The following is a 13113-nucleotide window of genomic DNA, read 5'->3' as shown; positions in this document are numbered from 1 at the left end:
GGCTCCGGTTCGGGCACATGCCGTTCACAGGCGATAGCTGTAGCGCAGCAGCTTCTGCAGATCGGCCGCCTGGCGCAGCGCTTCACGCAGGATGCGCCGGTCCAGGGTATTGAGCGAGCCCGCCTGGATCCGGTTGGACGCGGCCTCGCCGGCATGGATCTGCGCCTGATGCCGCCGCAGGCGCAGCAGCTGCAGGTAGCGGTAGGATTCGACATAGGCATCGGCGTCGCGCGCGCTCAGCACGCCGCGTCCGGCCAGCGCCCGCAGGCGGCCCGCCGTGGACGTTTCGGCGATGCCGCTGGACAGGGCAAGCACCCGGGCCGCATCCACGAACGGGGTCAGGGCCTGGGTCTTCAGGTCGAAGCCCTCCGCGCCCGTCCGCCAGGCGCCGCCCGCAATCTCGAACAGTCCGCCGGACGGCGGCTGGTTGCGCAACGCCGTTTCGGCCAGCACCCGCTGGAACTGGGGATTGTCGGCCACCTGGTCCAGCAGGAAACGGCTCAGCGCCCCGAAACCATTGTCCTGGCCCCAGAGCAGCCGCAGGTCGAAGCAGATCACCGCCTGGAGGATGTGCTCGGGCGTGGGCTGCCGGATGATCTCGGCGAACCAGCGTTCCCATTCCTGCGCCGACAGCCGCAAGGCCGGATTCCCTGCCATGACATTGCCCCGGCACAGCGGCAGGCCGCATCGGTCGAGCATCCGGTTGATTTCCTCGGCCAGCGGCCGCAGCGCCTCGCGTCCGTCCCGCGCCTCGGCGTCGGACGTCGCCTGGAACAGCATGCCGTTGTCCTGGTCCGTCAGCAGCGTCTGTTCGCGCCGCCCCTCGCTGCCGAACGCCAGCCAGGAAAACGGCACGCCGGGATCACCCAGATCGCGCAAGGCCAGCTCGATCACACGATGCGTGGCGTGGTCGTTCATCTGCGCGATCAGCCGCAGCACCTGCAAGGCATCGACGCCGTGCGCCAGCATGCCCGCGACCGTGCGCGACAGGTCCACGCGCAGCGCCCGCAGCGCCTCGGTGTCCTCGGCCTGGCGCATCGCCCTGGCCAGATGCACGATGCCGACCCGCTGCAAGGCAAACAGGTCGCGCTCGGACACCACACCGGCCAGGGCCCCGGCCTGCACGACGCACAGATGGCCGATGCGATGACGCGCCATCAGCAGGAGTGCCTCGAACGCCGTGGCGTCGGGCGGCAGGCCCATGGGCGCGCGCGTCATGACGGTTTCGATCGGCGCATCCAGCCGGATCGCCGCGCCCGCCACCTCGCGCCGCAGGTCGCGCAGGGTGAAGATCCCCACGGGGCGCAGGCCTTCGTCCGTGACGACGATGCTGCCCACCCGGCGCTCGTGCATCCGCCGCACGGCCTGCGACAGCGGCAGGCCGGGCGTGCAGGTCACCGGATCGCGCGCCATGATCGACGCCAGCGGCTGGTCGAAGACGTAGCCTTCGCCCTGGACCGCCGCGGCTTCCTGCCGCGTGCGCTGGTGCAGCCGGCCGAGCAGGCTGCTCGCGCCGCGCAGGGCAAAGGCGCGGAAGGGCTCCGATTGCTCCAGGATCTCGATGAAATCCGCACGATCCATCTGCAGGCAGAACGTATCCTGCAGGGCGCGATAGCGCGTGCGGGTGGGCCGGTCTTCCAGGAGCGCCGCCATCGGAAACGCATCGGCCGGCCCCAGGGTGAAACTGTCGTCCGCGCCGGCAACGCTGCCTTCCGCGTCGGCGCCGGGCCAGGCCTGCGCGCGCGGGCGGCGGCCTTCGACCGCGCCCTGGCGGATCAGATACCATGCGCCGGCAGGGCCATCGCCCGGGGACGCGATTTCCTGCCCTGCCTCGTAGAACCGCAGCCGCATCCGCTCGACGAGCCGGCGCACCTGCGGCGGCTCCATCAGGTTGAAGGGCGGATATTCCCGCAGGAACCCCATCAGCCCCTGCACGTTCTGGTTCACGGCATCCGTACCCGCCGCATCCAGCCTTCCCGTCATCACACCGCCCCCGCTTCCCATGAATATCCGATTCATACCACGTTTCCGGCCGGCATCACCCGAACCACATCAACAGGTCGCGCGGGCCGTCAGCGGCTGCGCAGCCAGGCCGCGGCACTGGCCTCGGAATCGGGATGCCCGATCAGATAGCCCTGGCCGACATCGCAGCCCATGTCCCGCAACTGGTCCAGCGTTTCCCGGGTCTCGATGCCTTCGGCGATCACCATCAGGCCCAGCGTATGGCTCATCTCGATGATGGAATGCACGATGGCGCGCATGTCCTGGTCGGCGGCCATGCCGGCCACGAAGGACTGGTCGATCTTCAACGCATCGACCGGCAGCCGGTTCAGGTATGCGAACGAGGAATAGCCGGTACCGAAATCGTCGATCGACAGGCGTACGCCCAGGGCGTGCAGGGCGTGCAGGGTGGCCAGCGCCCTGGCGGGGTCGGCCATGATCGCGCTTTCCGTGACCTCGAGTTCCAGCAGCGCAGGCGCCAGGCCGTGCCGCAACAGGGCCTCCTGGACCTGGCTGGGGAAATGATCGTCCAGCAGGTTCCGCGTGGAGACGTTCACGGCAATGCCGACCCCGGGGCGGACGGCCTGCAGCCGCGAGCAACAGGCCACGGCCTGGTCCACGACCCAGAGCGTGAAGGGGTGGATCAGATCGCTGACCTCGATGACGGGAATGAACCGGCCGGGAGGAATCAGCCCCCGTTCGGGGTGCTGCCAGCGGGCCAGTGCCTCGAAGCCCATCGGCGCACCCGAGGGCAGCGCGCCGTCGTTCAGGAAGATCTTGGGCTGCAGGTGCAGCAGGAACTGACCCTGCGCCAGTGCCGCGCGCAGTTCCCCACGCAGCAACAGGCGGTCGTGGACGCTGGCGCGGTCCTGGGGATTGAACACGGCAATGCCCAGCCCGTCGCGCTTGGCCCGGCGCATCGCCGTGTCGGCGCAACGGATCAGTTCGTCCGGATCCCGGGCATGCCCGGGATGCGCCGCCAGGCCGAAGCTGCAGCTGATGCGGATCTGCAGATCGTTCAGCGCGAACGGATCGCGCAGCGCGACGAGGATCGGACGCACTTGTTCCTGCGCCCGATCCTCGTCGCCCGTGTCCAGCAGGAAGGCGAATTCGTCGCTGCCCAGCCGGGCCAGCACGCACGACTCGCCCAGCAGCCCCTGCAGCCGCTGCGCGACTTCCTGGAGCAGCCGGTCTCCGGCATCATGCCCCAGCGCCTCGTTGACTTCCTTGAAGCCGTCCAGGTTGGACATCACCAGGGTCCAGGGCGCTTCGGGATCCTGCTCTGACCGCTCCTGCAGCCGTCGCAGGATGTCGCCCCGGTTCAGCAGCCCCGTCAGCGGGTCGTGGGTGGCCTGGTAGGCCAGCGCCCGCTGCTGCGCACGCCGTTCGCTGATGTCCAGGAAAGTGACCAGGCAGAACTCCAGCCGGCCGTCCCGCCAGATGGGATACGACCAGTATTCGACAGGAAAGCAGGTGCCGTCGCGGCGCCACAGGACCTCGTCGTCCACGTGGACGCCCTTGCCATCGGCCAGGGCCAGGTGCATGCGGCACGCCTCGAGGGGATAGGGGCGGCCGTCTTCGTGCTGGTAATGGATCAGGCTGTGGAAATGCTGCCCGACCAGCTGGTCGGGGTGATCGTATCCCAGCAGATGCGAGCAGGCCTGGTTGGCGAAGATGCAGCAGCCCGTCGCGTCCAGCCCGTAGATGGCCTCGGCCGTGACGTCCATCAGCTGGCTGATCAGGCGTTCGCGTTCCTGCAGTCCACGGCTCAGCGTTTCGTGCTCGGTCAGGTCGCGCACGACCAGCACATAGGCCATCTGCCCGGTGAACATCAAGGACAGGCTGCGCACTTCGACGAGCAGGGGCTGGCCGTCCTTGCGGCGATGGCGCTCGTAGGAAAAGGCCGTATCCGGCTGGTCCTTGAGCACCTCGATGCGCAGGTCCTCGAGCGTCAGCCGCAGGAACTGGTCCCGGTCATAGCCATAGCGGCGCATCGCCTCGTCGTTGACGGTCAGGAAGCGGCCGCTGTCCAGGCTCAGCACCAGCATGGGGTTGGGGCTGCTTTCGAACAGCAGCCGGTAGCTCTGTTCGGACTGCGCCAGGGAACGCTGGTAGGACTGCAGCGCATCGGACATGTCGTCGAACTGCTGGCCGATTTCCCGCAAGTCCCGCCCCTGCAACTGGTCGGCCACGCGCCCGGAGAAATCCTGGGACGCCAGCCGCCGCACGGCCACGCGCAGGTGTTCCAGGCTGCGCCCGGCGGCCAGCTGCATCAGGTTCCAGGCCGCCAGCACCGCCACGCACAGGAACAGCACGATGACGAACACCCCGACCCACAGGGCATGACGCGCCTCGGCGTAGAGCACCGATTCCGGCACTTCGTAGCGCACGGACAGCCCGTAGGGATCCCCCCGGGGACCGGCCGCCATGGACAGCACGGCCCAGCGCTGGCCGTCGTCGTCGTCGAACATGGTGCGCAACAGGCCGGCCGCGCCGGCCGGGTGGGCATCCAGCCGCTCGCCCAGATGACTGCTGTCGTTCGGCACGCTCTGCAGCACATGGCCGTCCCGGTCCAGAATCCACAGGCGCCCGCCCGGGAGCAAGTCGGGGATGGCTGCGCCGGCGCGCAGGTAGCCCAGGTTCATGCCACCGAAGACCACGCCGCTGTTGACGCCGGAATTCCCCGGCACGCGCACCGCCAGGACCAGCGTGGGCAGATTGGACATCCGGCCGATGATGAAACCGCCCAGGGTGACCTCGGCCTGCTGGATGGCCTTGCGGAAATAGGCCCGGTCGCCGAGATAGACGCCATGAGGGACCGGATCGGGCAACCCCGAGCAGACCTGGTAGCCGTTCGCATCGGTCACGCCCAGGCTCAGATAACGCGGCAGGCTTGTCAGCAGGGACGCCAGGTACCCACGGCATTCGCTCCAGCGCGCCTGGCGCAGGATGGGGGAATTCGCCAGTGTGTGGAGCACGTCGCCCGCGTCGTTGATCAGCGCCCGGTCGTAGGCCGCCGTCACGCTGACCAGGCTTTCGGCGGCACGGTCGCTGCTGGTCACCAACCCCCGGTATTGGTGCCAGACGTAGTAGCCCAGGCCGCACAGGATCGGCACGATGACCATCAGGACAGCCAGGAACAGGCGCGCCTGAAGGCTGTCGAATAATCCCGTGCGCAGCCCTGTGCCGCGAGAATCGGACAATCCGTGCCTCCCTGCGTTTCATGTCCGGCGTCAGGAATAGTGCCGTCTGGGGAGGAATATACACGGAACTGGCGCAGGCCAATACGCCGAAAAAAGGCCCGCCGCCTGCGCACCCGTCGCGATACGGACCGAAGCGCCGGCCGCCCGGCGGCCCGCCCTACAATGAAACACTATCCCGTTCTTCTTCCGGAATCCCGATGTTCACATTCGCCCCCCGCACCTACGCCAGCAAGGCGGAACACTACGCCGACCTGGCCACGCAGGCCCGCGGCCTGATCGCCGGCGAACCCGACCTGATCGCCAATGCGGCCAACTTCAGCGCCCTGGTGTTCGACAGCCTGCCGCAGTTGAACTGGGCCGGCTTCTACCTGTACGACGGCAAGGAACTGGTCGTCGGCCCCTTCCAGGGCAAGCCCGCCTGCATCCGCATCGCACTGGGCGCGGGCGTCTGCGGCACGGCGGCGGATAGCCGCCGGACCCAGGTCGTCCGCGACGTCAGCCAGTTCTCGGGGCACATCCCCTGCGATTCCGCCTCGCAATCCGAAATCGTGGTGCCGCTGGTGCGCGCGGACGGCTCGCTGCTGGGTGTCTGGGATGTCGACAGCCCCGTCACGGATCGTTTCGACGACGACGACAGGCGCGGAATGGAAGCCCTGTGCCGGGTCTTCATGGATCACATCGACGGCCGGGACTGAGCCAGGATCCCCGGCCGGGAGCCGGCCCGCCCTACCAGTCCAGCGGCAGGGAAAGCTGCGCGCCCAGGCCGTAATCCCCGGACGTCAGGTTGCGGTTCGTTTCCAGGCGCACCCTCAGGTGGGGTCCATAGCGAAAGCCGTGGGCCAGACCGACTCGCTCGTCCAGGCCGCCCGCGGCGTCCACGCGCCGCTCGAACGAACCGCTGAACGATCCCCAGCGCCCCGCCGCCAGGTCCAGCTGCCACTGATTGCTCACGCAATCGCAGCCCGGGTCGCCGCTGCCGTACGCGGCCAGGTCGGCGTAGCCGTTTCCCTGCCGCGCATTCACCCAGGAAAGGTCCCAGCCCGGACGCAAGCCCAGGGTATAGCCCAGCTGGCGGCGCCAGCCCCGGGACATCGGACGCTGCGACCCGGACACCCCGAACCGCCAGGCGCCCGCGTCTCCCAGGGAATAATCGCCGCCGACGCCCAGGGCCGTCAGGCCCAGGGTGCGCTGCAGCCGCGAGGCGAGGATCAGATCGTTGTCCAGGGCGTAGCGCGTGGTTGCATCGACCGCGACCGGCCCGTACGCCAGGTCGCCTTCTGCCACCGGACGGCTTGCCTGGCCGTCCAGGGCACCGGCCGTCACGGCATAGTCCCAGGCCCCCGCGGGCAGGCGATCCTGGGAAACGGACCGGGCCAGCCCCACCCCGGCAAGACGCACGGACCGCCCCCAGCCGGGAGCGTCCGACGCCGTATTGCCCAGGGTCAGGCGATAGCCGGCGGAACTGCGGTAGCGCCAATTCCGTGCGCCCAACGCCCAGGCATCCAGGCCGGAGGAAGGCACCGAGCCGAACCTGTCCGGCGGTTCGGCCGGATCGGCGGCCGTGCCGAACCAGCGCAGGCCGACGCCGTCCGGGCGGTAGCGGTAGCCTTCCGCGGGGCCGTCCAGGAACAGCAGGTCGTAGCGGATTCCGGAATCCGGCGCCGAGCCGGATGCCCCCGCGTCCGGAGCCACATCGGACGGAACGTCGCGGGGCACGTCGGGAACGGCATAGCGCTGGGGAGCCAGGTCGATGAGCGCCGGATCGGAACCGGCGGCCTGCCAGGCCCGCGCCGGCACGATACCACCGGCGCCATGCAACAGAACCGACGCAGCCAACAGCCGGATGAGCCTATTCATGGGGTGACGCACAGAACCCCGGGCCGTGTCGTCCGGGGGATGAAACCAGGGGGGCCACACAGCCCGGAAGACCGCTGAAAAACCCCCGAAGCGAATCAGGGTACCACGACGGCAGGGGCAGTTGAAACCTCGAAGATGTTTCAGGAGGAGAAATTGAAACCACGCTTGCCCATACCATATATTGTGTTTATGATTTCCAACCGCACTACATGTAGAATTAAAAGCACTACCACCAAGGACACCCGGCCGTGATAAAGAACATCGTCAAGCGTGATGGGCGCATCGAACCCTACATCCCCAGCAAGCTCAACGGATGGGGCCGATGGGCCGCCGCCAACCTGGGCCAGAAGGTCGACTGGAGCAGCATCGTACTGCAGGCCGTCAGCACCATGCCCGAGACGGTCTCCACCGCCGACCTGCAGGAAAAACTGATCCAGAACTGCCTGGACAAGGGCACCTGGTCCTACTACCTGATGGCGGGCCGGCTCTACGCGTCCCACCTGCACAAGATCATCCACGGTCCGAAGATCCCCACCGTCAAGGAACTGCACGACCGGATGATCGCCGACGGGGTGATGGTGCGCCTGAACTACTCCGATGCCGAATACGCCGAGATCGAGTCCTTCATCGACCACGAGCAGGACTACGACACGCCGCACTTCTCGCTGCATTACATCCGCAAGAAGTACAGCCTGCAGAACCGCGTCACCCGGCAGGAATACGAAACGCAGCAGTTCGTCTACATGCGCATGGCCATGGCCCTGTCGGAAAACGAGCCCGCCGAGCGCCGGGTCGATCTGGTGCGGCGCTTCTACAAGGAATTTTCCGCCAAGCGGATCTCGGCCCCCACGCCCAACTACGTGAACCTGGGCACGAAGCTGCGCGGCTTTGCCTCGTGCTGCCTGTACGTGGTCGACGACAACGAGGCATCCCTGGCCATCGGCGACCACATCGCCTACCGCATGACGGCAGCCTCGGCCGGCATCGGCAGCCACCTGATCACCCGCAGCAAGGGGGATCCCGTGCGCGGCGGCCTGATCCAGCACCAGGGCAAGCTGCCCTACCTGGCATCCCTGGGCAAGGCCGTGCACGCCAACATGCAGGCCGGCCGCGGCGGCGCCTGCACCACCTACTATTCCGGCTTCGATCCCGAGGCCGAGGTCATCGCCTACCTGCGCAATCCGCGCAGCACCGAGGACCGAAAGAACCGCGACCTGCACTATGCGCTGGTCACCAACAAGTTCTTCGCCGAAAAGGTCGCCCGCAACGAAGAGGCCTTCTCGTTCAACGTGCGCACCGCCCCCGAGCTCACCCGGCTGTTCTTCGGCCCGGACTCGGCCGCCTTCAAGCGCGAATACGAGCGCCTGGAGCGCGACCCGTCCTTCAAGAAGGAATACTTCAAGCCGCGCGACCTGATCCTGACTTCGCTGAACGAGGCGCTGGAAACCGGGGTGGCCTACCTGGCCAACATCGACGAGATGAACCGCCACACCCCCTTCAAGGAGCCCATCCACTCCAGCAACCTGTGCCTGGAGATCAGCGAGCCGAACCGTCCCTACCAGGACATGCGCGACCTGTATTCCGACAAGGAAGTGGGCCACATCACGGTCGAGCTGGCCGACGGCACGACGCAGACCTTCAATTTCAATGCGCGGCTGACCGTCGCGGTCGCCGATTCCACCCTGCCGCGCGTCATCTTCGCCGGCGAACTGAAGGCGGGCGACGACATCCTGCCCGACGACGCCTGCAAGGGCGGCCGTGTCGCCCGCATCGTCGAGACCCATGAAGAGCCCGAGATCGCCCTGTGCTCGCTGGGTGCCATCGCCTACGACGCCATCGGCGAGGACGACGACGAGACCTACCAGGAGGCGATGTACCTGACGTTGAAGATGATCGATTACTGCATCCTCAACTCGCACTACGTGCTGCCCCACGTGGCCGTCACCGCCAAGGCTCGCATGAACGCCGGCGTGGGCCTGATGGGGGTGGCCACCCACATGGCCCGCAAAGGCCTGCGCTACGACACCGACGAGGGCCGCGAGGAACTGCACCGCATCGCCGAGCGCCACATGTACCACGCCATCCGGGCTTCGCTGCGCATCAGCAAGGAACGCGGCGTCGCACCCTGGATGCACAAGACCCGCTGGCCCGATGGCTGGCTGCCGATCGACACCTACAACCGCAACGTCGACGAGCTGGGCGACTTCCGCTACCGCTACGACTGGGAGGCTCTGCGCACCGAGATCATGCAGAACGGCGGCATCGGCCATTCCTGCCTGGTGGCGTACATGCCGGGCGAATCGTCCTCCAAGGCGCTGGGCAAGCCCAACTCGCTGTATCCCGTGCGCGACGTCACGCTGAACAAGACCGACGGCTCGGTCACGATCCGCTGGGCCGCGCCCGACAGCGACAATCCGGCCTATTTCTACCAGTCGGCCTGGGACATCTCCGAGGTCGACATGATCAAGGCCTACGCGGTGTTCCAGAAATTCACCGACCAGGGGATTTCCGCCGACCTGTGGCGCCGCATCAAGGACGACGACAAGGTCTCCAGCCGGGAACTGCTGACCCACTACTTCACCATGGTGAAGTACGGCATGAAGACCCGCTACTACTACAACTCGAACGTGGCTTCGGACAAGACGCTGGACAACGCCGGCAGCATCCATGACGGCGTGGACGAGAAGATCGTCTGCGAAAGCTGCACGATGTAAGGCCCCGCCAGCGCCGCAAGACACGCTCACATGCCCCGGCCCCGGACACCGTTCCGGGGCCACGACCGCCCCATCATTCTGGCCGATCCGAAAATGACCCAAGAAGCCCTGCCGACCAAGATCTTCAACACTGAAAAATCCGACTACACCTTCCCGGAAATCATCCTGGGACAGGACCTGGGCCTGTTCGACACGATCAACAAGTTCTATCCCGAGATCTGGAAGCTGTACAAGACGCTGAAAAACCAGGACTGGGACGAGAACGAATTCGACTATTCCACCTGCAACGTGCAGTTCAAGACCTGCGACCGCCACACCTACGACATGATGGTGAAGACGCTGGCGTGGCAATGGGAAGCCGACAGCGTTGCATCGCGCTCCATCGCCGCCGTGCTGGCCCCGGTCTGCACCAGCAGCGAAGCCTGGTCCGGCTGGGTGGAGATCACCAAGAACGAGATCGTCCACGCCGCGACGTATTCCGAAATCGTCCGCAACAGCTTCGACAACCCCGACGACATCCTCAACGAGATCCTCTCGGTCAAGGAAGCCATCAGCCGCCTGCGCGTCGTCAGCGAGGTGTTCAACCAGGCCTTCGAGGTCAGCTACGACTACGCCCGCGGACAGCGCGAGAACGACCAGGAAACCTACAACGCGATCTATCTGTTCATCGTCGCCGTGCTGTGCATGGAACGCATCCAGTTCCTGGCCTCGTTTGCCGTGACCTTCGGCATCTGCGACGGCACGGGCCTGTTCCAGCCCATCGGCAAGGCCGTCCAGAAGATCGCCCAGGACGAATTCGAGGTCCACGTCCAATACGGCAAGGAAGTGCTGCGCGCCATGTTCAAGACCGAACGAGGCCGCACCGCCTTCGCGCAATGCCGCGACAAGATCGTGCAGATGATCGACGAGGTCACCGCCAGCGAGGTCGCCTGGACCGACTACGCCTTCTCGGAAGGCCGCGAACTCACTGGCGTCACCTGCCAGATGATGAAGGACTGGGTCCATTTCAGCGCCACCGACGTGGCCCGGTTCTTCAACGTCCAGGACCAGGTGTCCTTCCCGATCATCACCGAGAACCCCCTGAAGTACATGGAAAGCTGGCTCAACATGAGCAAGGTCCAGGCATCCAATCAGGAAGAGGACACCGCCCAGTACAAAGTCGGCGTGATGAAGCGCGACGACGAGAACGAAGTCTTCGACGTGGATTTCTGAACCCGGTTTCTGAATCCGCGACCCAGCCCCATCCCGCCAACTCGACAACTACAAAGGATCCGCCATGGCCATCACCGTCTATTCGAAGCCCAACTGCCCGCAATGCGAACTCACCAAGCGCGACATGGACATCCTGGGCATCGAGTATGAAACCGTGGACCTGACCCAGCACCAGGATCAGCTCGAGCGCCTGATCGGCCTGGGCCACCGCAGCGCCCCCGTGGTCGAGACCGACCACGGCACCTGGTCGGGCTACGACCAGGACAAGATCAAGGGGCTGGTGTCGTACGCCTGAAGCACCCGATTCCCACCGCATCCGGCCGGCGCAGGCCGCCGGATGCCTTTTCCTGCCGCCCCGCGGTCAGATCCCCACGGCCGACACCGCCTTGGTGTTCAGGTAGGCCTCCAGCGCCTCGGGGCCGCCTTCCGTGCCATAGCCCGAATCCTTCACCCCGCCGAACGGCAGTTCGGCCGAAGGCGTGGCCGGCTGATTGATCCACAGCATGCCGGCCTCGACCCGGCGCATCAGCTGCTGAACATTGCCCAGCGAGCGGGTGAAGGCATAGGCGGACAGGCCGTAGGCCAGGCGGTTGGCCTCGGTGATGGCTTCGTCCAGGTGATCGAAGGCGCGAATGCCCGCCACCGGGCCGAAGGGTTCGTTGTTGAACAGATCGGCCTCGGTGGTGAGCCCCGAGATCACGGTCGGGGCGAAGAAATTGCCCGCATCGCCGACGCGCTCGCCGCCCGTCAGGATCTTGGCGCCACGCCGACGCGCGTCCTCGACCACCTGGCTGATCGCCGTGACGCGGCGCGCATTGGCCAGCGGCCCAAGCGTAGTCCCCTCGGCCAGGCCGTCCCCCAGCTTCAGGGATTCGGCGCGGCGCACGAAGGCCTGGGAGAACGCGTCGACCAGGCTGCGGTGCACCAGGAAGCGCGTGGGAGAAATGCACACCTGCCCGGCATTGCGGAACTTGCCGGCGGCGGATATCTTGGCCGCCAGCTCGACGTCGGCATCCTCGGCGACGATCACCGGCGCGTGGCCGCCCAGTTCCATGGAAACCCGCTTCATGTGGACCCCCGCCAGCGCGGCCAGCTGCTTGCCCACCTGCGTGGAACCGGTGAACGTGACCTTGCGGATGACGGGATGCGGAATCAGGTAGCCGGAAATCTCGGCCGGATTGCCGTACACCAGGCCCACCACGCCCGGCGGCAGGCCCGCGTCCACGAAGGTCTGCAGCAGCGCTGCCGGCGAAGCCGGGGTTTCCTCGGGGGCCTTGCACAGGAAGGAACAACCGGTGGCCAATGCGGCGCCCAGCTTGCGCACCACCTGATTGATGGGGAAATTCCAGGGCGTGAAGGCTGCCACCGGCCCCACCGGTTCCTTGACGACCAGCTGCAGCGCCGAGAGATTGCGCGACGGCACGATGCGCCCATAGACGCGCAGCCCCTCGTCGGCGAACCATTCGATGAGCGAGACGCCGGCCAGCGTCTCGGCCCGCGCCTCGGCCAGCGGCTTGCCTTGTTCCATGGTCAGCAGGCGGGCGATGTCTTCGGCCCGTTCGCGCAGCAAGGCAGCGGCGCGGCGCATCAGGGCCGCGCGTTCATGCGCCGGCGTATCGCGCCAGGTTTCGAAACCCCGTTGTGCGGCAGCCAGCGCACGGTCCAGGTCAGGGATGCCGGCATGGGCCACCCGGCCGATCACCTGGCCGGTGGCGGGGTTGAGTACATCGAGAGTCCGGCCATCGGCCGCATCGACCCACTGGTTGTCGATCAGGAGCCGGGTATCGGGGTAGGCGGGGGAATTCAACGGGGAAGTCGTCATCGTTCGAAACCGGAAGATTGAAGGGAATGAGGGCGGGATGCCGTGCGATCCAATCAGTATAGACCCCGGCGCATCTCTTGATGGCTGCGCATCCGGCGACTATAAATGAACGATGGATCCCGATCGGCCGATCCCGGAGGCATGCCGCAATGACGAACCGCTCCGCCCGACCCGCCATGCTGGCGCTGGCCGTGCTGCTGACCCTGGCATCGGCCGGAGCCCGCTGCGCGGCGCCGGAAACGGCCGCCCCCGAGAATGCCGGCCCCATCCCGGCGAGCGGCGATGCCACGTTCGCCATCCGGCG

General features: G+C 66.7%; 8 protein-coding genes. 4 read left to right on the top strand and 4 right to left on the bottom strand.

The features are described from left to right. Positions 1–24 precede the first annotated feature (24 nt). Both ABD022_RS11935 and ABD022_RS11930 read right to left on the bottom strand, forming a co-directional pair. Positions 25–2019, bottom strand: coding sequence for a DUF294 nucleotidyltransferase-like domain-containing protein (locus ABD022_RS11935; RefSeq protein WP_343821450.1), 1995 nt, complete (start codon positions 2017–2019; stop codon positions 25–27). Positions 2020–2072: 53 nt separating this feature from the next. Then, a complete protein-coding gene (locus ABD022_RS11930; protein WP_343821449.1) occupies positions 2073–5204 on the bottom strand; it encodes a bifunctional diguanylate cyclase/phosphodiesterase in 3132 nt (1043 codons plus the stop codon). 197 nt (positions 5205–5401) lie between these two features. Here ABD022_RS11930 and ABD022_RS11925 point away from each other — a divergent pair, with 197 nt between their 5' ends. After that, complete coding sequence (locus tag ABD022_RS11925; protein WP_325124578.1) at positions 5402–5899, top strand: GAF domain-containing protein; 498 nt, start codon at positions 5402–5404, stop codon at positions 5897–5899. 31 nt (positions 5900–5930) lie between these two features. Here the strand turns inward: ABD022_RS11925 and ABD022_RS11920 are convergent, their stop codons facing one another. Continuing rightward, entirely contained in the window at positions 5931–7061 is a 1131-nt protein-coding gene (locus ABD022_RS11920; protein WP_343821447.1) for a fimbria/pilus outer membrane usher protein, read from the bottom strand. 248 nt (positions 7062–7309) lie between these two features. Between ABD022_RS11920 and ABD022_RS11915 the strand changes: the two genes are divergently transcribed. From ABD022_RS11915 to ABD022_RS11905, 3 genes are all read left to right on the top strand, one after another. After that, the gene (locus tag ABD022_RS11915) at positions 7310–9775 is read left to right on the top strand and encodes a ribonucleoside-diphosphate reductase subunit alpha (protein WP_325124576.1); all 2466 of its coding nucleotides are present in this window, start codon (positions 7310–7312) and stop codon (positions 9773–9775) included. A gap of 93 nt (positions 9776–9868) precedes the next feature. Next, positions 9869–10987 (top strand): ribonucleotide-diphosphate reductase subunit beta, encoded by a 1119-nt coding sequence (locus ABD022_RS11910; RefSeq protein ID WP_325124575.1) that lies wholly within the window; start codon positions 9869–9871, stop codon positions 10985–10987. Positions 10988–11051: 64 nt separating this feature from the next. Continuing rightward, entirely contained in the window at positions 11052–11282 is a 231-nt protein-coding gene (locus tag ABD022_RS11905; RefSeq protein WP_325124574.1) for a glutaredoxin domain-containing protein, read from the top strand. 66 nt (positions 11283–11348) lie between these two features. Here the strand turns inward: ABD022_RS11905 and ABD022_RS11900 are convergent, their stop codons facing one another. After that, complete coding sequence (locus ABD022_RS11900; protein ID WP_414647417.1) at positions 11349–12809, bottom strand: NAD-dependent succinate-semialdehyde dehydrogenase; 1461 nt, start codon at positions 12807–12809, stop codon at positions 11349–11351. Positions 12810–13113 lie beyond the last annotated feature (304 nt).

The sequence above is a fragment of the Castellaniella daejeonensis genome (assembly GCF_039523555.1).
Taxonomy (GTDB): domain Bacteria; phylum Pseudomonadota; class Gammaproteobacteria; order Burkholderiales; family Burkholderiaceae_B; genus Castellaniella; species Castellaniella daejeonensis.
Note: the sequence above shows the minus strand (reverse complement) of the source record. Positions and strands in the feature narration are given on the sequence as shown.